This window comes from Pseudalgibacter alginicilyticus, from assembly GCF_001310225.1.
Lineage (GTDB): Bacteria > Bacteroidota > Bacteroidia > Flavobacteriales > Flavobacteriaceae > Pseudalgibacter > Pseudalgibacter alginicilyticus.
On record NZ_CP012898.1, the window covers coordinates 1,398,514 to 1,422,666 of the forward strand.

Genomic DNA, 24,153 nt, shown 5'->3' on the forward strand with positions numbered 1-24,153 from the left:
AAATAAAAATGTAACATCAATAAGCTAATCTAAATTATCCTTAAAAAATTTTATTTAATTTGGTCACCATAATTAACATCTTTTGGAGGACCAGAATTTTATTAACGATTTAAAAGCAGGCAAACATTTTGCTTACGGAAAACTAATTGACAACTTTCAACAAAAGGTATTTGCTACTTGTATATCATTTGTACCCAATAAAGAAGATGCCGAAGATATCGCGCAAGAAGTATTTGTGGAGGTTTTTAATTCAATTAATAAATTTAAAGGAGACTCTAAGCTATCAACTTGGATTTATCGAATTACCACAAATAAATGCTTAGAGTTTATTAGAAAAAGGAATACTAAAAAACGCTTTGCTTTTTTACAATCTATTATGGGAAATGAAATTCCTACTGATAAAACTAAATATTTTACAGAAATAAACCACCCTGGTATTTTATTAGAAAATAAAGAAAAAAGCGAAACACTTTTTAAAGCTATAAACCAATTGCCTGAAGCTCAAAAAATTGTTTTCACACTTAGTAAAGTAGAGGGTATGAGTAACCTAGAAATTTGCGATATTACAGAAAAAAGTTTATCATCAGTAGAATCCTTAATGTTTCGAGCTAAAAAAAATTTACAAAAAGCTTTAGAAAACTTTTATAAAAGCGAAAAGTAACGCAAGTTTTTATTAATTATTGCATCTAAAAAATATAATACATTAGAATGGACACAAATAAAAACATAGAAAATAAAATTAATAGCACTTTAGAAGCTGTAAATGCTATTGAACCTGTTAACGTGTCTCCTTTTTTTAAGGATAAGACAATGCAACGATTATTTTCCGAAAAAGAAAAGACAAACTCTAACTGGAACTGGTTTACTCCAAAATTACAACTTGCAACTTTAGTATGTGTTGTTATTTTAAACGTCATAGCATTTACTCAAATGAAATCTTCTTCATATGAAGAAAACATGAATACATTTTCCGAAACTTATGGGCTATCAACCAACTATGAAACTTCCTATTTAAATTAAATAATATGAAAAAAAATATACTATTATATATTTTACTTTCCTTTCTTATTATTGTTAATGGTTTTTTCTTATATAATTATATGGGAAAACCAGGAATCAATAAAGAAAAAGGTAATAAAGATCCAATGAGTTTTATTATTAAACAACTAAAATTTGATGATTCACAATTAGAAACATTAGAAAATATAAATAAAGAACATCGTCAAAACATGAGGCGTATTGACTTTAATAGAAAAGAATTAAAAGACCTTTTGTATAGTAAAATTTTTGATACTTCTAATAGCAAAAAAGTTATTGATTCTTTAACAAAACTAATTGGTCAAAAAGAAACTGAATTAGAAACTGAGGTATTTTATCATTTTAAAAGTATTCATGAGCTATGTAATGACACACAAAAAAATAAATTCAAAGAAATAATAAATAATGCGCTTCGCAATGATAACGAAAGAAACCGCAGACCACCTCCTTTTAACGAAGGAGAAAGAAATAGTCCGCCACCAAATAGAAACGACCATGGTATTTTACCCCCACAGCATTAATTAAAAAAGCCTCTTAACTAAATAAGAGGCTTTTTTTTATATTTTATTTAACAAAAGACTGCACAAGTTTAAAAGATAATATTCATCTAAAAAATTATAATCTATAAAAATATAAAAAATGAATAGTAACACAATTAAAACAGCATTAGTAATTTTTGGAATAACCATTTTAATCTCTAACAGTTCTTTTGGACAATCTAAAAACAAAGACAACAAACAAAAACCACCAACATTCAGCGAATTATTAGAGCAAATGGATAGCAATGAAGATGGCAAACTTTCTTTAGAAGAAGTAAAAGGTCCTTTAAAAGAAGATTTTTCTAAAATTGACAAAGATGAAGACGGCTTTATATCTGAAAAGGAATTGAAAGAAGCCCCTAAACCAGAACGAAAAGAGCGACAAAATTGAGTTCGCAAAACGACTAAAAAACTATTAATATGAATAAAAAAACTAACATATCGGCAGTCATAAAAACGTCTATTTTCATATTATTTTCAGCATGTTTCATTGCTTGTAGCAGTGATAGTAGTACCAGTTTTAATGAAACAATCCAAGATGAAGAAATAATAATTGACGACACCGATTTTGAAGCCACTGATTGGACGAGTGACACGCATAGTAACGACGCTGACCCAGATTTTGATGAAGTATTTGAAAATAACACAGTCAAAAGATTAGATATTGTCATTTCAAATACACGTTGGCAAAGTATGCTAAATAATATGACTAATCTATATGGAACCTTTGGCTCTAAAGGTAATGGTAGTAGTTTTTCTGATGAAGACCCCATTTTTGTACCTGCAGAAGTATTTTATGAAGGGAAAGAATGGTATAGAGTTGGTGTTCGTTTTAAAGGCAATTCCAGTCTTCAATCAAGTTGGCAAGCTGGTATATTAAAATTATCTTTTAAATTAGATTTTGATGAATTTGAAGATGATTATCCACAAATAAAAAACCAACGCTTTTATGGGTTTAAAAAATTAAGTCTTAAAAATAATTATGATGACAAATCAATGCTCAGAGAAAAAGTAGCTATGGATGTCTTTAAAAATTCTGGTTTGGTAGGGTCAAATACGGCTTTTTATACCGTTTATGTGGATTATGGTAGTGGTGCTCAATATTTTGGAGTCTACACATTAGTAGAAGAAGTTGATGATACGGTTATTGACACTCAATTTTCAAGTGATGATGGCAACTTATATAAACCAGATGGCGATGCTGCAAGTTTTGCATATGGTACCTATGATGAGGATGAATATGTGAAAAAAAACAACGAAGATGAAGCTGATTTTTCAGATGTATCAAATTTATTAGCAACCTTACACGATACTTCTAGAACAACCGATGCAGCTACTTGGAGATCAAATCTTGATGCTATTTTTGATACGGATGTATTCTTAAAATATTTAGCCATAAATACAGTCATTCAAAATTGGGATACTTATGGACGCATGACGCATAATTATTATTTATATAACAATCCTTCAACAAATAAATTAACATGGATTCCCTGGGATAATAATGAAGCATTACAAGAAGGAAAAATAAATGGCTCTCCAGAGTTAGATTTTTCAGATGTTTCAGCTTCTCAATGGCCATTAATAGGTTATTTATATAATGATAGCGTATACAAAGCTAAATACGATGCATACCTTCAAGACGTTATAAATGGAGCCTTTGAAATAAATACCATGCAGTCACTGTACGCCTCATACTCAGATTTAATTGCTCCTTATGCTACCTCTGAAGTTTCAGGCTACTCCTTTTTAAATAGCAGTAGCGAATTTTATTTAGCAATCTCAGAACTCAAAACACATGTTGATAGCAGAACAACAGCCGTAAATAATTATTTAAACAATTAGAGTATTTATTTTGAATTAGTCCTGTTTTGAATAAAGCTTCGTATGTATTTACGAAGCTTTATTATTAAATCAAAAAAATAAACACAGGTTTTTATTAAAAAAAACATCTAAACATTAAAAACATATCATAATTAAAAAACTAAAAAAACTAAAACCATGAAACACATTAAATTGATAATAACCATTTTCCTTTTAGTATTATGCTTAGGTACTTATGCTCAACCTCCTCGAGGCAGACAAGGAGATGGACAAAATCAACAAAGAGGGGAAAAACCAAATGCCTCACAAATTTTAGCTATGTTAGACACAAACAATGATAATGTCATAGATAAAGATGAAGCATCAAATGATAAAAGAGGAAAAATAGCTGAAGATTTTGATGAAATAGATAGCAATGATGATAACTTAATTGACTTAGAAGAATTAGAAGTGTTATTAAACAATGTAAAACCAAAAGCTGTTTCTCCAGAAAAATTACTCAAAGAAATTGATGATAATGGTGATGAAAAATTAAATGAACTTGAAGTAGCCGCTAAAAACAATAAATTACTATCAGAAAATTTTAATAGTATTGATACAAATCAAGATTCTGAACTGGATTTAGACGAATTAAAAGCATTTTTTTCTCAAAATGAAGAAAAAATGAAAAAAAAGAAAAGAAGCTAAATAATTTAACTCTATAATATAAAAAATGATAAAAAAAAACCTCTTAATAACGGTTGTATTTGTAACTATTCTTATTGCATGCAACAGTAACAAAAGCATTGTTTCTCAAATAGATAAAAGCAATAATACATCCAATGATATAGTGTCTCACGCACATACTGATTATTTTGGAGCCTATAAGATGGAAGACCCTATTTTTGGCACTAAAACAATTGTAACCATTTCTAAAAACGAACGTATCATGATTACCAATTCACTCCCTAATCATGAAACAGGGGACTTTCCCACAATAGGGAATCCAAATACTATTTCGGCACAAAACAAAACGTATTCATTTCCTTTAACTCCTAAATACACAGGCAATCCTCAATGGATAAGAGAGCCTGGAATAGCTTTAAATGGTGTAAAATTTGAACCTGGAACTGCTGAAGTTGTTGAATGCGATACTGGAGAAAGCTATCGTGTAGAAGCCTTTCAAAATTTAATTAATTTGGGGCTTGATTTCAACCATGCGCATGTACAGCCAACAGGTGCTTATCATTATCATGGCACCCCTACTTCTATCATTGAAGATTTAGATGCAGGTGAAGATTTAATTCATATTGGTTTTGCTAAAGATGGATTTCCTATTTATTTTTCAAAAAGCGAAGCTTATAAACCAAGTTTTAAATTAATCGATAGCAATCGACAAGGAGAAGACTGCACCTATACAAACCCTAAAAAAACAATTGATGTTTCGGTTAATGATCATCATGATGGTACATTTACCTCCGATTATGAATTTGTAGAAGGCTATGGAGATTTAGACGAATGTAATGGCATTAGCATTGATGGAAAATACATGTATCTTGTTACAAACTCTTTTCCTTATGTTAGCAGATGTTTAATGGGGGAATTTCATCAAGAAGAACGAGGTATGGGAATTAGGCAAAATGGAGCTAGACAAAGACAAAATAGACGAGAAGATGGAGAAAGGCCAAGTTTTAATGAATTATTAGAAATGATGGACACTAATAAAGATAACAAAATTAGCAAGGCAGAAGCAAGGGGACCTTTGAGTGAAAACTTTAATAAAATTGATACAAATAAAGATGGCTTTATTTCTAAAGAAGAATTAGAAAAAATAAAGGAAACAAATACGCAAAAACCACAAAGAGAAAAAAAATAAGGAGATCGAAACAATTTATAATAATACCCCCTATTTATACTAATATGACACAATCTTAAATACATCTTTTTTAGCAATAATTCAAAAGCATTTTTTAATTTAAATTTTTCTTCTTAAATAAATCAATCCACATCTTTTGAACTAAGCATTTCATATAAAATAATTTCAATTTAAAACACAAGTTTTTATTACATATGACATCTAAAATAAAAAACATTAAAATAAAACTATGAAAACCTTATTTAAAAAGCCTATTTCTGTAATAGCTCTCATTATATTAATAAACTTTTCATTTCTAACATGTAGTAGCACGGATGATACTTCAACCGAAAACAACATAGAAGGTGAATCTTTAACAGAATTGCCATCAGAATTTACAGCTTTTAATAGTGACGCGGTAGACGCTTATTTATCCAACAATGGAAAAACCATTACTATTGAAACTACAGGTTTACCAAATCATAAAACAGTATATTGGGGAACAAGTAGCTCGCTTTACTTGGATGAACCTAATGTAGAGGTTACTCCTTCTATTATGAGTAGTAACAATAATGCTGTTACTATAACTGTAGATGCTACACCAGATTTGACAGGAAACACCGTTGCTACACAGTTAAATACTATAGGAATAGCAGTAAGTGGCGCTTCCATATTCAATGACTCTGAAGGTAACGGCCCTTTAAATCAAGCAGCAGCAAGTTTAGATTGGACAGGAGCACATATTGGCCCTGGTGTTTATCATTATCATTTAGAACCTAAAGCTTTCTCTAACGATGATGACAAACTAATAGGCATTTTATTAGATGGAGTATTTTTATATGGGAGAAAATGCTATGCAACCAACTCTTACCCTACAGATTTAGATGCGTCTGGTGGGCACATTAGCGCAACTCAATATACAGATGGGGAAGAACAATACCACTATCATATCATTAATGAAATTTATTCTACAACAGGATCCTATATTGCTTTTGCAGGTCCATACCAAGGGTATTGATTATGAAATTTAAGCTACTTTATATCTTTTTATTTTTAATAATTTTTAGTTGTGAAACTTCTTCAAAACAAAAAAGCAACACTAATAATATAGCTAAAGTAATAACGAATATAACTGTTGAAAAAAATAAACTAATTCTTAATGGAAATGAAGGGAATTGGTATTATAAAAATCAATTATTTAATGGGTATTTAGTTTCCTATAACCCCAATGGCTCACTGAATCAAAAAGTGGGGTTTTATAATGGAAAAAAAGAAGGTGTAGCCAGAATATGGTTCCCTGATGGCACACTTAAAGTTGAATCTCATTACCAGGAAAACAAACTGGTTAATAGTTATAGAGCATGGTGGCCAAATGGTACGTTAGCATCTGAAGCTAACTATACAAATGGCAAACTACATGGCTTAGAAAAAAAATGGTATGACTCAGGGCAATTAGCAAAACTAATGAACTACACAAACGGTAAAGAAAACGGCATGCAGCAGGCTTGGCTTAGAAATGGTAAAATATATGTTAACTACGAAGCTAAAAACGGACGTATTTTTGGCATGAAAAAAGCCAACCTATGTTATCAATTAAAAAACGAAGTGGTAATAACAAAATAAAAGTGAGATGAGATATTTGTTTGTTTTATTGTTTGTTTTCTATCTTGGTTGTAAAGAAAAAATCAAAAAAGAAACTATAAAAACTACTGAAACAAGTAGGGTAGATTTTCTACCATATTACAATGAATCTTCTTTTACACCACATTGGTTAACCCCTGGCAGTAAGGAAGAAAAAAACTTTCATAAAATACCAGATTTTAAGTTTATCAATCAGCTTGCTGACTCCATCAGTCAAGATACATTTAATAACAAAATCTATATTACAGATTTCTTTTTCACAACATGCCCAGGTATCTGTCCACAAATGACTAATAATATGTTTAAACTACAAGAAGAATTTAAAAACGACCCAGAAATATTATTTTTATCACATTCTGTAACTCCAAGCACCGATTCTGTTTCTGTTTTAAGAGAATATGCCAATACTCACGGAGTTATAGATAATAAATGGCACTTAGCGACTGGTGACAAAGATGCTATTTACAACCTTGGAAGGAACTATTATTTTGTTGAAAATGATTTAGGAGAACCAAAAGAAATGGATGATTTTTTACACTCTGAAAATTTTCTGCTGATTGACAAAAACAAACATATTAGAGGAATTTACAATGGGTTAAATAGAGCTTCTATGGCACAATTAATAACAGACACAAAAGCTTTAAAAGCTGAAAATACAAATATTTAATTAATAGCGAGTGATTTGATTGATTATTATAAAATCAATCTTATTTTTTACAACTCCATGATTAATATCATGGAGTTATTTTATTGGTGAAAAAACTAAAGTTCAAACACTTTATCCATCAATAACCACTTTTCACCTTTTTTTGCAATAGGCAAAGCTTGCTGATAATTCCACATCAAGTTTTCCCATTCTTGTACTTTAGGATTACTTAAATCCATTTTGTTTTTCTTTTCGAAAGAAAATGAGTCATTAACTTCTAAAATCATAAAAAGCCGATTACCAACGCAATAAATTTCAGCATTTTCAATCCCAGATTTTTTGATACTTTCTGTTATCTCAGTCCAAACTTTTTCATGATGTTTTTTATATTCAGCTATACTAACTGGGTCATCAACTAAATCTAAAGCCAAACAATACCGTTTTAAATCTTTCATTATATTTTATGCATTATGTAAAACATCATCTACTGTTTCGTGTTTTCTAAACACTCTAAATCCATACCAAGCAATATATAAAAAACATAATAACGGCAATATGAATGAGAAATTCACTTCTGAGACCCCCATTATTTTTGTGTCTGCTACACCATTTCCACCCACATCAATAATCATTCCTTGAAGTTTAGGCATTAAAGCGCCACCTACAATTGCCATTACTAAACCTGCAGACCCAACTTTTGATTGTTCCTCTGTTAAATCCCCCAAAGCAATACCATATATAGTTGGAAACATTAAGGACATAAAAAATGAAATGGCCACCAAACAATACAATCCGCCAATACCTTGAATGAACATCGTTCCTAAAGCAGAAGCAACGGTTGCCAAAGCAAAAGACATCAATAATTTCCCTGAACTTAAAAAACGTAATAAATAGGTTCCAAAAGCCCGCCCCACTGTAAATAAAATAAAAGCTACTAATTGATAGTAGCCTGCTGTAACACTATCAACCCCTATGCCTTCAGCATATTGATAAATATAAGTCCAGCACATAATTTGACCTCCCACATATAAAATCTGAGCTACAACTCCTAAAACATATTTATTGTTTTTTGCTAAAATAGCAAAGGTATCTCCTATACTTGGCATTTCACCTTCATCTTTAGACTGAGGCATTTTACTAACTAAAAACAATACAAATACCCCTATTAATACCAAACCTAAAATCACATACGGATTTCGAATCACCATTAAATCTGTTGTTTTTATTAAAATTTTTGAAGCTTCATCTAAAGCACTAAAATCTTCTATATCATCAGACTTTAAATTCTTTAAAACAAATTGCTGAGCAACAATCAGCCCAATAATCAACCCAACAGGATTAAATGCTTGTGCTAAATTCAAACGCTGGGTAGCAGTTTCTTTAGCTCCCATCGCTAAAATATAAGGGTTTGCTGCTGTTTCTAAAAATGCTAAACCAAACGTTAAAACATACAATCCAATACAAAAAAACATAAAACTTTCAGACTGAGCCGCAGGATAGAATAAAAGTGCTCCTGTAGCATATAATCCAAGCCCTATTAAAATACCAACTTTATAAGAAAACTTTCTCATAAATAATGCTGCAGGCAAAGCCATACAAAAATAACCGCCATAAAAGGCCATTTGAACCCAAGCAGCTTCAGAGTTAGAAAGCTCAAGAACTTTTTTAAAAGCCTGTACCATAGGGTCTGTTACAGCATTTGCAAATCCCCAAAGGGCAAATAATGAGGTTACTAATATAAATGGCATTAGCACCTTTTTTGAAACTACTTGTATTGTTGGTGTGTTTTTCATTTTAATTTAGTTGGTTGTATATATAAAAATTGTGTTAACGTGTTTCAATTGATCTGTCTAAATGTGTATAACCACCATCTACATACAATAATTGACCTGTTGTATGTCCAGACTTACTCGACAGTAAAAATATTACGGCGTCTCCTATTTCCTCTGCTGTAGTCATACGATTTTCAAAAGGGATATTTAATGTGATTGCTGCCAACTTTTCTTCTTTATTTGGAAATGTACTAATCCATTTTTCATATAAAGGTGTATAACATTCGGCTACAATTAGTGCATTTACACGAATACTATATGGTAGTAACTCCACAGCCCATTCTCTGGTTAAAGCATTACGTCCACCATTTGATGCCGCATAACCAGAAGTACCTCCTTGACCAGTATCTGCAGTTTTAGAACCAATATTCACAATGGCTCCTTTGCTTTTCTTTAGCTCAGGCAGCGTATAATGAGCCATTAAATAATAATGAACTAAATTCCGCTTTAAAGAATGCATAAAACCATCATAATCGCCACTTTCTAATCCAACCCCATCATTAGCACCTGCATTATTAACAAGTCCATCAATGCGACCGTATTTTTCAACAACAGCATTTACAGCGTTTTTGCATTGTTCTGGATCAGTAAGCTCTGCCAATGCATAAAATACTTCATGACCATTTGCTTTAAACTCCTTAACAACTTCCGAAACACTGGCCTTATTTCTAGTAATAATAACGGGAATAGCATTCTCTCTTATTAAAGATTCAACAATTCCTAATCCTATACCCTTTGATCCTCCTGTAACTATTACTACTTTATCTTGTAACTGTAAATCCATTTTTAAATTTATATATTTAAATTATACACCTGCACGGCATTTTCACTCATTACCTTTTCTATATCTTCTTTTGAAAAACCTCCGAAATAATTTGTAATTATCTGCAAAACTTCTTGATACTGTCCAGCAAGTAAACATACTGGCCAATCTGAACCAAACATTATTCTTTTAACTCCAAAAGCCTCAACAATAGTGTCCAAAAAAGGTATAAATATTGATTCATTCCACTGAAAATTACTCGTTTCAGTAACTAATCCAGATATTTTGCAAGATACGTTTTTATATGCTGCTAATATCTGAATATTTTTTTTCCATTCGGCATCAATACCTTCTGATATTTTAGGTTTAGCAATATGATCTAAAATAAATTTTTGATGGGGAAACTTTTCAACCAAAGCAATAGCTTGTTTCAATTGATGTTGATGAATTAAAATATCATATGTTAAACCAAACTGCTCTAATTTTCTTATACCGTTCAAAAATTCTGGCCTTAGCATAAACGCATCGTCAGTTTCTCCTTGAACAATATGTCTAACCCCCTTAAAGTTTTTGTTTTTTGAAAAATATGCTAACCGCTCTTCAACATTATCAGCTCTTAAGTCTACCCAACCTACAACACCTTTAATAAAAGGATTATCCTGAGCGCATTGCAAAAGAAATTCTGTTTCTGCTTCAGATTGATCTGCTTGAACAGCAATACAACCGTCAACACTATTCGCCTCTAATATTGGCTTTAAATCTATTGGTAGAAAATCTTTTCTAATAAGTTGCATAGACTCATCAATCCAGCTATCTCTAACTGGATTATATATCCAAAAATGTTGATGAGCATCAATCTTCATTACTAACCTTGATAGTTTTTACAAACTTGTCTAGATACACCCAAGCCTTCTATACCTAATTCCATAACATCACCTTCTTTTAAATATAAAGGTGGTGTTAACCCTAAACCTACTCCAAATGGTGTTCCTGTAGAAATAATATCACCAGGTAATAAAGTCATAAACTGACTAATATGGCTAACAACGTGTTGTACATTAAATATAAAATCTGACGTTGAGCTATTTTGCATCATCTTTCCATTTAATTTCAACCATAAGTTTAAATTATTTGGATTTGGAATTTCATCTTTAGTTGCAATAAAAGGTCCTACTGGCGCAAATGTATCACAGCCTTTCCCTTTACACCATTGTCCTGAACGCTCAATTTGAAAAGCACGTTCACTAACGTCATTATGCAAAACATAACCTGCCACATGGTCAAAAGCATTAGCTTCTTCAACATAAGATGCTTTTTTTCCAATCACAATGGCTAATTCTACTTCCCAATCTGATTTTGTACTGTTTTTTGGTATGATAACATCATCATTTGGCCCAACAAGTGCCGTAGTAGATTTAAAAAATAATACTGGTTCTTTAGGAACTTCCATACCTGCTTCAGCAGCATGTTGCGCATAATTTAAACCAACACATACAATTTTAGAAGGTCTTGTTAAAGGCACTCCTAAACGCACATCATCTGAAACTTTTGGACAACTTGATTGATTTTCTCCTAACCAAGCACTTAATTTTTCAATACCGTTATTACCAAAAAATTCTTCGTTATAATCTGTACCAAATGCCGAAACATCTAATTTCGTTCCATCTGTTAATTGCACGCCTGGTTGCTCATTTCCTTCTGCTCCAAATCTTATTAATTTCATCTTTATAATATTTAATTTTTTATTATTCTATTTTTAATTTCCATTTAGGGTTACAAAACCACCATCTATAGCATAATTTGAACCTGTAATAAATCCTGCTTCATCAGAGCATAAAAACAAAACCAAATCAGCCATTTCCTGTGGTTTGCCCATACGACCAATAGGCTGTGTTTGTGATAATTTCTCAAACATTTCTTCCTCTTTTCCTGGGTAGTTATTTTTTATAAAACCATCAACAAAAGGGGTATGAACACGACCTGGCGCAATACTATTACAACGAATTCCATCTTTTATAAAATCTTTTGCTATAGAATATGTCATGGTTAAAACGGCTCCTTTAGTCATAGAGTATGCAAAACGATCATTAATTCCAACCGTTGAGGCTATTGATGCTATATTTAAAATTACACCATTGCCTGTTTGCTTTAAAGATGGCAAACAAGCCTTAATACAGTTATAAACACCTTTAATATTTACGTTGTATAATCTATCTAAATCAGCTTCTTCTACTCCTTCTATATTTCCAACATGTGCAATACCTGCATTGTTTATTAGAATATCAATAGGACCATTTTTAGTTATCGCTTCCACAATGGTATTTACATTACTTTGATTAGAAACATCACATTTATGTGCTTCAGCTATCTCTCCAAAACCTTTAATTTCATCCACTGTTTCATTGGCAGCTTCTAAATTAAAATCTAATATATGAACTTTTGCACCTTGTTTAGCAAATGTTAAAGAAATTGCTTTTCCTATACCACTTCCACCTCCTGTTACTAAGGCTACTTTATTTTTTAAACTAAATTTTGTCATCTTAAATCTATTATTTTTTAAATTCTTCAGAAATTTATTTACAAAGACATACCACGTTTCCAAGGAATAAAATCATCTTGTCTTAATTGTCTTGCTTTAGTTTGCTTACCACTTGCCACTTCAATAATATAATCCAACAAAACTTCTCCTGTTTCTGGAATTGAAGTAGTACCTTCAATAATTGCTCCTGCATTAAAATCTATAATATCATTCATCTTTTCATATAGTTTCGTATTGGATGATACTTTTATCACAGGAGTAATAGGATTTCCTGTTGGAGTTCCTAAACCTGTAGTAAATAAGATAATATTACATCCTGAACCTGCCAAACCTGTTGTAGATTCCACATCGTTTCCAGGAGTACACAATAAATTTAAACCAGGTTTTACAACTTGTTCCGTATAATCTAAAACATCTTCTACTGGAGAAGTTCCTCCTTTTTTGGCTGCACCTGCAGATTTAATAGCATCGGTAATCAAACCATCTTTAATGTTTCCTGGTGAAGGATTCATTGAAAATGCAGCTCCTAAAGCTTCTGCCTTGGAATTATATGTAGACATTATTGAAGAAAATTTACTGGCTTTCTCTGGATTTGTACATCTGTTTATAAGCTCTTGCTCAACACCATTTAATTCTGGAAATTCTGACAATACCGTAGCACCGCCTAAACCAACAATTAAATCAGAAACATAGCCTAAGGTAGGGTTTGCCGAAATACCTGAAAATCCGTCTGAACCACCACATTCTAATCCAATTACTAATTTAGATAATGGGGCTGGTTTTCGTTCAATTTTATTGGCTTCAATTAAACCAACAAATGTCTTCTTTACTGCCTCAGCTAATAATTCTTTTTCTGAAATACTTTTTTGCTGTTCTAAAATGTAAACAGGTTTTTGAATGTTAGGTGACATTTTTAAAAGTGCATCTTGTAAAATACTTGCTTGAGCATGTTGACACCCTAAACTTAAAACAGTAGCACCTGCTACATTTGGGTTATTTATATAACCTGCCAATAAATTGCATAATGCTATAGAATCTGAAGTTGCGCCACCACAGCCTCCATCATGGGTTAAGAATTTAACACCATCAACGTTTGGAAACAATGGATTTTTAGAATGGTCTTCTCCATCAGTTAATATATTTTTTTCTAAAATAGCTTCTGTTGAAACCCCAGAAGTATAGTCGTTAATTAAACCATCAACATCTAAACCTAAGTGTTGTTTTTTTCCATAGCCTAATTTTTCAATTAGAGCTTGTTTTAATACCTCAACATTTCTATTTTGACAAAACACCAAAGGAATAACCAACCAATTATTTTCTGTCCCTACTTTTCCATCAGCTCTATGATAGCCTTCAAAAGTTTTATTTACAAATTTAGAAATATCTGGAGCTTCCCATACTTCTTGTTTATCCGAATCATTTACGCCATAGGCTTCTGTATCATGAATTAAATTCGTAGTACTTATTAAATCTCCCTTAGCAATTGTTTTTTTTGCTTTACCCACCAAAACACCAAACATATATACAGAATCTCCCTCGTTTAAAGATTCTGTTATAAATTTATGTTTAGCTAAAATATCATTCTGAATTTCATATACTTGATTTTCATGAACTATTTGCTCTCCTTTCTTTAAATCAGTAAGGGCAACAATAACATTATCCTTCGAATGGATTTTCAATACTTTTTGATGTACGCTCATTAAATTTTATATTTATATTGATTGCAATACTAACACAAATGAATCATGGAGTCTTCCTAATATATAACTATAAATAATACTTTTTTTGCTTTGAATTTCAAAATGAAACTATTAAATATATTTATTTTAATCTACATTACAGCTTTTTATATCAAACTTATTACTTACTATTGTGTTTGATACAATCCTGTATTACCTTTTTCTAAAAGAGGCATTAATTTAGTTACTATATCTTTTTTCTTTTGAGCTATGTTAATAGTTTCATTTGGATCTTTCAAATGATCATATAATTCAATATTAGGTTCCTCCACTCTAAAGTACTTTGTTAAACGATATCTTTCGGTGCGAAGCGAAATTCCATCTTTAAAATAACTGTAGGCTGTATTAGTGTGTTTCACTTCTTCACTATTCAACAAACCGTCTAAACTTTCCCCATCTAAATCATATGGTATCTCAATGTTTGCAAGTTTCATTAAAGTAGGATATAAATCAACTGTTTCTACCACATTATCCAGAACATTTCCTGAAGTTTTGGCCTTTGGATTTTTTATAATTAACGTGCTTTTTAACGCATTTTCAAATAAAGAATGTTTCCCCCAAATTTGTTGATGTCCTAAATGCCACCCATGATCGCCCCAAATAACCACAATAGTATTTTTATCTAACCCTAGAGCCTTAAGCTCATTTAATACCAAACCAATTTGATAGTCTACATAACTGATGCTTGCATAATAAGCATGGGTTAACTTTTTAGCATAATCATCAGATATTTGATTCTCTAAATTAGGAATTTCATCTGTTAATTTATAACTATTGAATTCTCCACTATCATGTAAACTCTTTAAATTAACATGTTTTGGAATACTTGGATTTTCAGAAATTAAGATAGAACCTCTATCATAAAGATCCCAGTATTTTTTTGGAGCATTAAAAGGTAAATGAGGTTTAAAAAAACCAACTCCTAAAAAAAATGGTTCTGAACTGTCTTTTAGTTTTTTAAGTGAAGATAAAGCTAATTTTGCAGTTAAACCATCTGGATACCCTTCATCACCAACATTGCCAGCTTCGTAGGGTTTTACCTGATTTTTCATACTCTGTCGGTTTTCTCCATTCGCATAAGCAAAAAAAGCATTCCAACCTGTTTTCCATTTTCCACTATCAAAAAGAAACTCATCCCAACTAAAAGGCAATTCAAACGTTTCTGAAGGTTTGTCATTATAACCATACACCAAGCCATCTGCAGAATGGCTGATTTTACCAATACCTACTGTATAATAGCCATGTCTTCTTAAGTGATGTATAAAAGATTCAGGAGTCTCTTCTTCTTTTTTTGTAGTTGCTACAAGCTCTAAAATGTTGTTCTTAAGTTGTGCACGATTTTTTGGTCTTAATCCCGTTAACATAGATGCTCTTGAGGCTCCACATGTAGGAATTTGCACAAAATGATTTGCAAATGCAGTACCCTCAGATGCTAATTTATCTAAGTTTGGCGATTGTACAATGTTATTTCCGTAAACTCCAAGATTGGTACTAAGATCATCTACGGCAATAAATAAAATATTTGGAGTCTGCGACTTTGTTTTATAAGAAAACACCAAACTCATTATAAAAACAAATAAAACATTCTTCATCAAACTAAAATACGTATTTATATGTTTACCAAAAAAATATATAAACGATTAATTAACCGCTTTAACTTCAAAGCTGTCTTTTAATTTTATATCTATTGATGAACTTCCTATCATGACATCAAAAGTCCCTGGCTCTACTGTCCAGTTCATATCCTTATCCAAAATGGCTAAGTCATCAGGATGTAACGTAAAATTAATAGTTTTCGTTTCATTTGGTTTTAAATGTAAGCGATCAAAACCTCGTAAAATAGATTCATAAGTAGTTACACTGCTGACTACATCTTTAATGTACATTTGAACAACCTCATCACCCGCCATTTTTCCAGTATTCTTTACCTTAAATGATACATTAACATCAGCTTGAGCATTTAATAAATCTGGAGTTACCACCAAATCACTATATTCAAAAGTTGTATAACTCAATCCATAACCAAAAGGATATAAAGGCCCTAAAACACGTGTATTACCATAACCATTAGGACCTTCTCCTGGTTGCCCGGCATGCGATCCCGGCTTATAAGGAAAATTCAATTGAATTTGCCCAACTGTTTTAGGAAACGTAATGGATAATTTACCTCCTGGGTTATAATCTCCAAACAATGTTTCTGCAATCACCTCACCCGCAGCTGTACTTGGAAACCATGCCTCCAAAATAGCAGGTATAAATTTATTTTCCCAATTTATAGTTAACGGCTGACCGTTTATTAATACTAAAACAACTGGCTTTCCTGTAGCATATAATGCTTGCACTAATTGAAATTGGCGTCCTGGTAGATTAAGACTGGTTCGTGATTTTGTTTCACCAACACGTAATTCGTCTTCACCAACAACAGCAATAATAATGTCTGATTGCTTTGCTTTTTCTACGGCCGCTTCTATATCAGCTTGTTCCTTTGCCGATAACTCTGTTGGAATAATTTCACTACCTGGCCAATCAGGATCTACAACATCACAACCTTTTTCGTAAGCAACTTTTACATCACGACCAACATAATTTTTAATGCCTTCATACACCGAAACTGACGGGTTAAATGCTGGGCCATATCTACTAAAAGTAAAATTCAGCTCTTTAGCTAAAGGTCCAGTTATCAATATATTATCTAACTTATTTATATCTAACGGCAGTAAGTTATTCTCATTTTTAAGAAGCACTAATGATTCGCGGTTGATTTGTTTTGAAAATGCTTCATTTTCAGCAGTGTGCACTAATTTATCAGCAGCTTTTGGATATTCAACATACGGACTATCAAATAATCCTAATCTAAATTTCACACGTAACACATCAGCAACCCTAGAATCTATAGTTTTCATTGAAATTTTCCCCTCACTAATCAACTCCCGTAAAGGTTCTATAAAAGATTCTGGTGTTCTAAAAGTAGTTCTTACATTTAAACCTGCTTCAATAACTTGTCGTACTGCCTCTTTATAATCTGCTGCAACTCTATGTTTTTCAGAAACATATTCTACCGCTTCACTATCAGACACAACATACCCATTAAAACCATATTTTTCGCGAAGTAAATCGGTTAAAAAATAACGACTTGCTGTAATTGGAACACCATCATAATCATTATAGCTACTCATAATTCCCATAGGAGCAGCTTCTTTTATAACACGTTGAAAAGGGTACAAATGCAATTGAAACATCTCGCGTGGTGCTACATGTGAATCGGTTCTTGCTTCCCCATCACGAGCACCTTTAGGAATACTATAAACTGCAAAATGTTTTAAAGTTGATGCAACACCTTGTGATTGGATACCTAAAGTCATTTGTTTTCCCAATTCGGCAATATGATAAGGATCTTCACCATAACATTCTAAAACACGCCCCCAACGTTGATCACGCGCTACATCTAAAATAGGTGCGTAAATATTGGTATATCCTAATGCTTTTGCTTCTCTTCCAACAATTTCTCCAGCTTTTCTAACAAGTTCTTTATTCCACGTACTTCCAATACCGATGGGGGCAGGAAGTGGTGTTGCTTTTTCATGGCATAAACCATGAACACCTTCATTTGTAAAATCTACAGGAATACCTAACCTCGTTTCTTCAACAAACCATTTTTGAACGCTATTAATAGTTTCTGCATGGGTACTGTATGGGTACGCATATTTAGTATGTGTTTTTTCTTGATTCCAAATGGTATTTAAATGTTCGTCAATATTTGCAATACCATCTTTCCAAACACGATTTTTCCATTCAACTGTTGGCAATTCATCTTCTAAAACTCGTGCAAAGCCGTATAATGTTGTTAGTTGACACGTTTTTTCATTAACATTCATTAATGAAATAAGGTTTGCTACTCGAGACTCCAATGAAGCTTCCGAATCTTCAAACACATCTTTCACACCATTTTTATTAAAATCAATCCAGCCTTTATGGTAAATTGATTTCTTATCAACATCCATTCCTATAAAAAAAAAGGACATCACTAATAAGGCAATTATTCTATACTGCTTCATACTTTTTATGCTGATACTAGTTTAAAATTGAGTCTTAATTTGATAATTGATACACCTTAAAATTATCAACTGTCATATGATTATTAACCGTTCTAAGACCAAAATACCCTGATGTGTACGGAGCTTCATCCAAAAAATTCACTAATAATTGATTATCTCTATAATATTGTATAATATCATTGTAAGCTATTATTTTTATATGATAATTTTTATTGGACTCTAACATATATTTAGAATCTGATAAATCGTGCTCTGGCAATAAGGGTCTTTCTCCATTGCCTACATACCTTCTAAATCGCGTTGTTTTATTAAAATTGCCTCCAACCCCCATATAATACAATTGAAGTGTATCATAATTTGAAAATTTTCCGCCTCTTTTTTTAGAATCTGCAAACAAATTTGTTGGATTTTTTGGATCTGTTGCCATCCAAAAACAATTTAAATCAGAAACACGGTCTTGAGGACCTCCTTTATCAATTATATTTACATCATATTCAATCATGATGGGGCCTTTAAATTCTTTTGTTAACCACACAGTACAACCAGAAACATCGGTGATTTCCATTTTGCCGTCATTAATTTCAACAGTTCCTTTTGGCATTTGCTCAACTTTCCAATCGGCTAAATCATTATCAAAATTATTCTCATATATCAATTTGCCTTCTACAATTAAATCATCCTTTATACTCACTTCTTTTACCTCTTGTGCACAGCCTGTGAGCATAATAACTAAAACAAAAAAAGAGAATACAATACGTTTAGTTTTACAAAAAAGTGTTTTTTTCATTTCTAATAAGCTTTAAGGTTTTTAATTTATTTGATTAATCAATACCAAACTCCATGGGTCTATGGAACGGTTAATTGTAACATTACCATTTTTATCAGCTTGTATATATTCTGTTTTCATGGTATTAGCATAGGCTTTCATGACTTTTATTTCTTCTCTTGTAGGAGGTTCTGGCTTACCTATTTCTTCCCAAAAATTATGAATATTACCATGATCCTTATCTAAAATTTCAATTTTAAATGAAGCATCTGCTTTTAAACCTGTTAAGGTGAAATTCAGTTTTTTTGAAGTTCCCGTTTCACGCTTATTCGCCCCAGAAGGAACAGCATTTTCATATTCTTCTGGATAATTATAAGCCAAAGCAACAATATTTCCATTGGTTGATTTTTTACTTACAAATAAGTAATCATCTTTATACAATTTTTCATCTCCTAATTGATGAAGCATCCTATAAGCATGATACGACGGCTTAACCAAACCTTGAAAATTAATCATTCCAAAACCACCATGAAATATACTGGAAGCCCCTCCTTTTTCTTCAAAAATATCAGTAAATGTCCATAAAGCTAATGAATTTGTTAGCCCAATACAATCCAAATTTGATTTTACAATATATGCCGCTGCTGGAAGTCTATCATGCATAGCATCTCTACTACTAGGACTTGTATGCCATTCCGTAAGGTGTAGTTCCACATTTGGGAAATCGCTTTTTGCTATCGTATTTTTTAACCACTCCAAATCATCTTTTACAGAATGTACGTAGCGTGTTAACCCCTTACCTTTTCCTGTTTCCGGATTAAAGGCATAATCTGTTGGGTATGGGTGTGTACTTACAAAATCAACTGGTAAATTTTCTTTTTTACAATATTTAAGAAAATCTTCTATCCACACACCATGCCATTTAAGGCTATTAATATCTTTTGAATTAAATACAGCTTCAGAAACTTCATTATCTGTAGTTTCACCATCAAAACGTGTATCGGGCACAAAGTTACTTGTAGACGGCCCGCCTACTTTAAGTCTATTATCTACAGATCTAACAGCTGTTACAGACTGTTTGTATAATTCAAAATACTGCGATTTGGTGCCATCCCAAAAGAAAGGATATAAATTAGGCTCATTCCAAACTTCAAAATACCATGTTAAAACTTCATCAATTCCATACCTATCCACACAATGCTGCGTAAACGCTTTTACTAAATCATGGAATTTCTCAAAAGAATCTTCTTTAGGTGTAATATTTGCTTTCCACCAAAACTGAGTTTTACTATCTTTTGCAGCTATACTACTAGGAAAAAATGCCAATTCAACAAATGGTTTTACATTTAAATCTAACATTCTATCAAACAAATCATCTATATATTGCCAGTTGTACGAAAGTTTTCCTCTTTCTTCAACAATAGGGAACATATCATCATGAAAAAGTCCATGAAAACGCACATATTGAAATCCGCAATTTTCTTGAACCTGTTGCAATTGTTCTAACCAACCCGCACGCAACCCCTCGTTAGCACGACCTGCACCAACCATTTTACTCCAATAATGATCAAATTTTTCACCTTTGCTATTCGCATCAATAGTCACTTCTTTTTGAGCAAATACACTTACGCTACTAAGCACAACTATACTCAAACAAAAGATGCCTGTTTTAATACCGTTAAGTTTATGTTTTATCATATCTCTTATTTTAAATTATTTATTAAAAATTACAGTGTTGATAGAAGTTGGTTGCACTTCTACAGCCACCTTATCATTACCAACTTTTAAGTTGATTATTTTTAACTCTTTTTCTGGGTTATTTATCATGACAATTACTCGTCCATCTTTTAACTGAAAGGCAATATGATTTTTTCCTTCAGAAGATTTCAAAAAATGATCTCCTGGTTGCACAAAATGTGACAAGTGTTTAAATAGATAGAACTCATCTGTAAACTTTATACTTTTTGTGTTTTTATCAATAACCACCATAGAGTTTTGTGGCCATCCCCAAGCACTTTTTCCTGTTTCATCAAGCACCATATTCCAATACATATAAGACCCTGCCCCATTGTTGAAATAATGAACTAAATCGCTCCAAGATCTTTCAACTGAAGACCAATCGTTTTCATGTTCACCACACTTATTTTCTGTTTGCATCAACTTTAAGCCTGGAAATTCTTTACGTACCGTTGGAATTGCTTTGGCACCCCCCCATTGAAATCCTACGCCAGAAATATATTTTGATACTGATTTATAATTTAAAATTGTTTTTACATAATTAGGATTGCCTGAATTTACCGTACCCAACCAAATTTCCGTATTTAATTTATCTGTTTCAAATTGGGGCCCTAAGTAACCATCAATAAAATACGCCATATCTTCTGACCTCCATGTACAACTAGGCCAGTTTGGTTGATAAGCAATCTCATTTTGAGGCATAACAGCGAACAAGGACACACCCGCTTTGGCGTAAGACTGCACAAATTTTGAAAAATACAAAGCATAAGCTTTTAAATAGCGCTCTTGCATTTTAAAGGCAGTGGCATTATTGTTTATTTCTGCACCAATATGCATTTTATTGCCTTCTATAGCATTTTCAAAATTACCGCTTCGCATGGCATAATGCTCATTCACTTTCATCCATGCTGGTGGCGACCATGGAGATGCCCAAATTTGTAAATCTGGACGCACTTGTAAAGCAGCTTTCAAATATGGAATTAAGATATAACGATCCCTGTCTATATTAAAATCTCGCATTTCGAAATCTTCTGGAACATCGTTACTTGAATAATAACTCAAAGCATAATCTGAAGCTCCCAAAGGAATTCGGCACATAGAGAAATTACAACCCTCTTTTGAAAATAAGGCGTCTATAACTTCTTTTGATCCCTTAGTGTCCAACGATTGAATGGCTTCCCATCCTAATTCATTAAAAGCGCCTCCAACGCCATCAATTTTTTGTAACAAACTATCGATATAAACCGTAATATCTATATTTGAATTACTATTATCTTTTTTAAGAAACTTTTTTGGCTTTTCCCAGCGTTTCGATTCAGTGGTATATATTAGCTCTACATTTTGTGCAAAAAGATGGGTGTTAAAAAACCCAAAACAAATTAATAAGGCTGTACATTTTAAGGTTCGTTTATAACTGTTTTTCATTTCTGTATGTTCGTTTTTATTCTAAAAAAATCAATTACTTTTCTGTTGAAAAAACCGCTGCTGGCAATCCTTCCATGTTGTATAAATTAGCCCCTACAGGAATCCCCGACCATGCATAACGCACATTAATTGGGTTTGCCACTGATGTATTCCAAACTTCAATATTGCTTTTTGAAATTATTTTAGCTTCGGCTGGTTTCCATTCACCACTTTTATCTTCAATTTCAAAAGTCTTTAAAGGTTCGTCAACCAAAACAGCATCAGATAGTAAATGCTTATGTGCTACCATTAAACCCGAACCAACTTCGGAAAATGTTACAATTATCTTTTCTCCTTCAATTTTATGCGATTGGTACAATGGACCACTAACAGCATCAACAGGTATATTATAATCATTTTTTAACGCCCAAAGTGCTAAACGTTTTCCTGCATCCATTTTATTATGTGGATGAATATCTTTTGCCTCTCCTATATCATGAAGCACTGCCATTCCTGTATTTGGCAACTTTAAAGTTTTTCTTAATTGATTATTTATAGAGGCCCATCCCTTATCGGCTTCTTCATTTCCTCTTTTAAAAGATGCTAATTGTGCCCAATAGAATGAAAAATCACCTTGTCCCCATTCTGAACGCCAACTATTTATCATAGCCGTTAAATAATATTCGTATTCATTGGTCATAAATACAGCATTACTTTCCCCTTGATACCAAATAGCGCCTCTAATTTTAAAAGGAACCACACTTGAAATCATCCCATTGTGAAGTGTTGCTGGCAGTTGCTTGTCATTTTTCGGATGGATTTTAGGTTTTGGCTTTTCACTTTTTTCATCATTAGATTTCCATTTCTCTAAGCTTTTTGAGGCATTTTCGCCCTCATATTTATCAGCATTTATTATTTTAATGGTTTCCAAAGATTCTTTTCTACTAGCTTCAAAATAGGCTTTCAAGTTTTCATCATTTAGATAAGTTTCTTCTGAAATCCAAGGTTGCACACGTGTACCTCCCCAAGAACATTCTAACAAGCCTATTGGTACATTTATATGTTTACGGAGTTCTTTAGCAAAAAAATAACCTGTTGCTGTTATTTTTCCTATTTGTTCTGGATTAGCGCTTCTCCAGTTGGCCTGAAAATTTTGCTTCTTTTTTAGTAGTGATGTTGTTTGTGGTACTTCAATATGACGAATCCAATCATCATTAACTGTTGTTACTTCATTTCTAATATAATCAACTAAGGGTTGATACTGTGGTTCTTTTGAATCATTAACAAATTTAGACATGGCAAAATCCATGTTAGATTGTCCGGTACACAACCAAACTTCTCCAGACAGGACATCATTTATAACAATTTTATTTTTTGAAAATATTATTATTTGATGGGGGCCACCAGCCTTAGGTGTTTTAATATCAGCTTGCCAATTTCCATCTTGATTTGTAATCACTTGTACTGATTCTCCCCAGCTTGTTTCTACTGTAATAATTTCATTCGCTTTTGCCCATCCCCAAATAGGAATTACAGTTTCACGTTGAATAACCATGTGATCAGAGAACAAAGCATGAACCGATACATCTGCAGACAATACCGTAGGTAAAATAGTTATTATAACAAGTAATATTCGAAATCTTATTTTCATTTTTAATTCAGTTATATAAACAATTTGTATGAGAATTTTAATAGAACATGCAATTTCTAAAAAAATTAAAAAATAGACTATAAATGATTATCCATACACTATAAATGATAGCTCATTTAGTGAAGAAATAGTTGTTTTACAAACC

23 protein-coding genes are annotated in these 24,153 nt (G+C 32.2%); 10 read left to right on the forward strand and 13 right to left on the reverse strand.

Annotated features, from left to right (window positions below; genetic code table 11):
* Positions 1-82 precede the first annotated feature (82 nt).
* The 10 genes from APS56_RS05825 to APS56_RS05870 all read left to right on the forward strand — a co-directional run bounded on the left by APS56_RS05825 (position 83) and on the right by APS56_RS05870 (position 7,543).
* Complete coding sequence (locus tag APS56_RS05825) at positions 83-661, forward strand: RNA polymerase sigma factor (RefSeq protein WP_054725899.1); 579 nt, start codon at positions 83-85, stop codon at positions 659-661.
* Positions 662-708: 47 nt separating this feature from the next.
* Positions 709-1,020, forward strand: coding sequence for a hypothetical protein (locus tag APS56_RS05830; RefSeq protein ID WP_054725902.1), 312 nt, complete (start codon positions 709-711; stop codon positions 1,018-1,020).
* A 5-nt stretch (positions 1,021-1,025) separates the two neighbouring features.
* Positions 1,026-1,559: a hypothetical protein gene (locus APS56_RS05835; protein ID WP_054725905.1), complete on the forward strand. Its 534-nt coding sequence runs from the start codon at positions 1,026-1,028 to the stop codon at positions 1,557-1,559.
* A gap of 118 nt (positions 1,560-1,677) precedes the next feature.
* Positions 1,678-1,968: an EF-hand domain-containing protein gene (locus APS56_RS05840; RefSeq protein WP_054725908.1), complete on the forward strand. Its 291-nt coding sequence runs from the start codon at positions 1,678-1,680 to the stop codon at positions 1,966-1,968.
* A 29-nt stretch (positions 1,969-1,997) separates the two neighbouring features.
* Positions 1,998-3,422, forward strand: coding sequence for a CotH kinase family protein (locus tag APS56_RS05845; protein WP_054725910.1), 1,425 nt, complete (start codon positions 1,998-2,000; stop codon positions 3,420-3,422).
* 156 nt (positions 3,423-3,578) lie between these two features.
* Positions 3,579-4,088: an EF-hand domain-containing protein gene (locus tag APS56_RS05850; RefSeq protein WP_054725913.1), complete on the forward strand. Its 510-nt coding sequence runs from the start codon at positions 3,579-3,581 to the stop codon at positions 4,086-4,088.
* Positions 4,089-4,113: 25 nt separating this feature from the next.
* Entirely contained in the window at positions 4,114-5,256 is a 1,143-nt protein-coding gene (locus APS56_RS05855; RefSeq protein ID WP_054725916.1) for a YHYH protein, read from the forward strand.
* A 229-nt stretch (positions 5,257-5,485) separates the two neighbouring features.
* The gene (locus tag APS56_RS05860; protein ID WP_054725920.1) at positions 5,486-6,253 is read left to right on the forward strand and encodes a YHYH protein; all 768 of its coding nucleotides are present in this window, start codon (positions 5,486-5,488) and stop codon (positions 6,251-6,253) included.
* Between the two features lie 2 nt (positions 6,254-6,255).
* Entirely contained in the window at positions 6,256-6,858 is a 603-nt protein-coding gene (locus APS56_RS05865) for a toxin-antitoxin system YwqK family antitoxin (protein ID WP_054725923.1), read from the forward strand.
* A gap of 7 nt (positions 6,859-6,865) precedes the next feature.
* Positions 6,866-7,543: an SCO family protein gene (locus APS56_RS05870; protein ID WP_054725926.1), complete on the forward strand. Its 678-nt coding sequence runs from the start codon at positions 6,866-6,868 to the stop codon at positions 7,541-7,543.
* A 95-nt stretch (positions 7,544-7,638) separates the two neighbouring features.
* Here the strand turns inward: APS56_RS05870 and APS56_RS05875 are convergent, their stop codons facing one another.
* The 13 genes from APS56_RS05875 to APS56_RS05935 all read right to left on the reverse strand — a co-directional run bounded on the left by APS56_RS05875 (position 7,639) and on the right by APS56_RS05935 (position 24,008).
* Positions 7,639-7,977 (reverse strand): L-rhamnose mutarotase, encoded by a 339-nt coding sequence (locus APS56_RS05875; protein ID WP_054725929.1) that lies wholly within the window; start codon positions 7,975-7,977, stop codon positions 7,639-7,641.
* Between the two features lie 6 nt (positions 7,978-7,983).
* Positions 7,984-9,315, reverse strand: coding sequence for an L-fucose:H+ symporter permease (gene fucP / locus APS56_RS05880; protein WP_054725932.1), 1,332 nt, complete (start codon positions 9,313-9,315; stop codon positions 7,984-7,986).
* A 34-nt stretch (positions 9,316-9,349) separates the two neighbouring features.
* Positions 9,350-10,138: an L-fucose dehydrogenase gene (locus tag APS56_RS05885; protein WP_054725936.1), complete on the reverse strand. Its 789-nt coding sequence runs from the start codon at positions 10,136-10,138 to the stop codon at positions 9,350-9,352.
* 8 nt (positions 10,139-10,146) lie between these two features.
* A complete protein-coding gene (locus tag APS56_RS05890; protein ID WP_054725938.1) occupies positions 10,147-10,980 on the reverse strand; it encodes an amidohydrolase family protein in 834 nt (277 codons plus the stop codon).
* A gap of 2 nt (positions 10,981-10,982) precedes the next feature.
* A complete protein-coding gene (locus APS56_RS05895; RefSeq protein WP_054725941.1) occupies positions 10,983-11,840 on the reverse strand; it encodes a fumarylacetoacetate hydrolase family protein in 858 nt (285 codons plus the stop codon).
* A gap of 33 nt (positions 11,841-11,873) precedes the next feature.
* Positions 11,874-12,656, reverse strand: coding sequence for an SDR family NAD(P)-dependent oxidoreductase (locus tag APS56_RS05900; RefSeq protein ID WP_054725944.1), 783 nt, complete (start codon positions 12,654-12,656; stop codon positions 11,874-11,876).
* Between the two features lie 38 nt (positions 12,657-12,694).
* Positions 12,695-14,356, reverse strand: a complete 1,662-nt coding sequence (locus APS56_RS05905; protein WP_054725956.1) for a UxaA family hydrolase — start codon at positions 14,354-14,356, stop codon at positions 12,695-12,697.
* Between the two features lie 167 nt (positions 14,357-14,523).
* The gene (locus APS56_RS05910; protein ID WP_236778468.1) at positions 14,524-15,987 is read right to left on the reverse strand and encodes a sulfatase; all 1,464 of its coding nucleotides are present in this window, start codon (positions 15,985-15,987) and stop codon (positions 14,524-14,526) included.
* A gap of 48 nt (positions 15,988-16,035) precedes the next feature.
* Positions 16,036-18,450, reverse strand: a complete 2,415-nt coding sequence (locus APS56_RS05915) for a glycoside hydrolase family 3 N-terminal domain-containing protein (RefSeq protein ID WP_082379262.1) — start codon at positions 18,448-18,450, stop codon at positions 16,036-16,038.
* A gap of 34 nt (positions 18,451-18,484) precedes the next feature.
* Positions 18,485-19,237 carry a DUF6250 domain-containing protein gene (locus tag APS56_RS05920; protein ID WP_054725962.1) on the reverse strand — a complete coding sequence of 251 codons (753 nt, stop codon included), beginning with the start codon at positions 19,235-19,237 and terminating at the stop codon, positions 18,485-18,487.
* A gap of 21 nt (positions 19,238-19,258) precedes the next feature.
* Complete coding sequence (locus APS56_RS05925) at positions 19,259-20,914, reverse strand: GH39 family glycosyl hydrolase (RefSeq protein ID WP_054725965.1); 1,656 nt, start codon at positions 20,912-20,914, stop codon at positions 19,259-19,261.
* A gap of 15 nt (positions 20,915-20,929) precedes the next feature.
* Positions 20,930-22,378 (reverse strand): glycoside hydrolase family 30 protein, encoded by a 1,449-nt coding sequence (locus tag APS56_RS05930; protein WP_054725966.1) that lies wholly within the window; start codon positions 22,376-22,378, stop codon positions 20,930-20,932.
* Between the two features lie 34 nt (positions 22,379-22,412).
* Positions 22,413-24,008 (reverse strand): sialate O-acetylesterase, encoded by a 1,596-nt coding sequence (locus tag APS56_RS05935; protein ID WP_054725969.1) that lies wholly within the window; start codon positions 24,006-24,008, stop codon positions 22,413-22,415.
* Positions 24,009-24,153 lie beyond the last annotated feature (145 nt).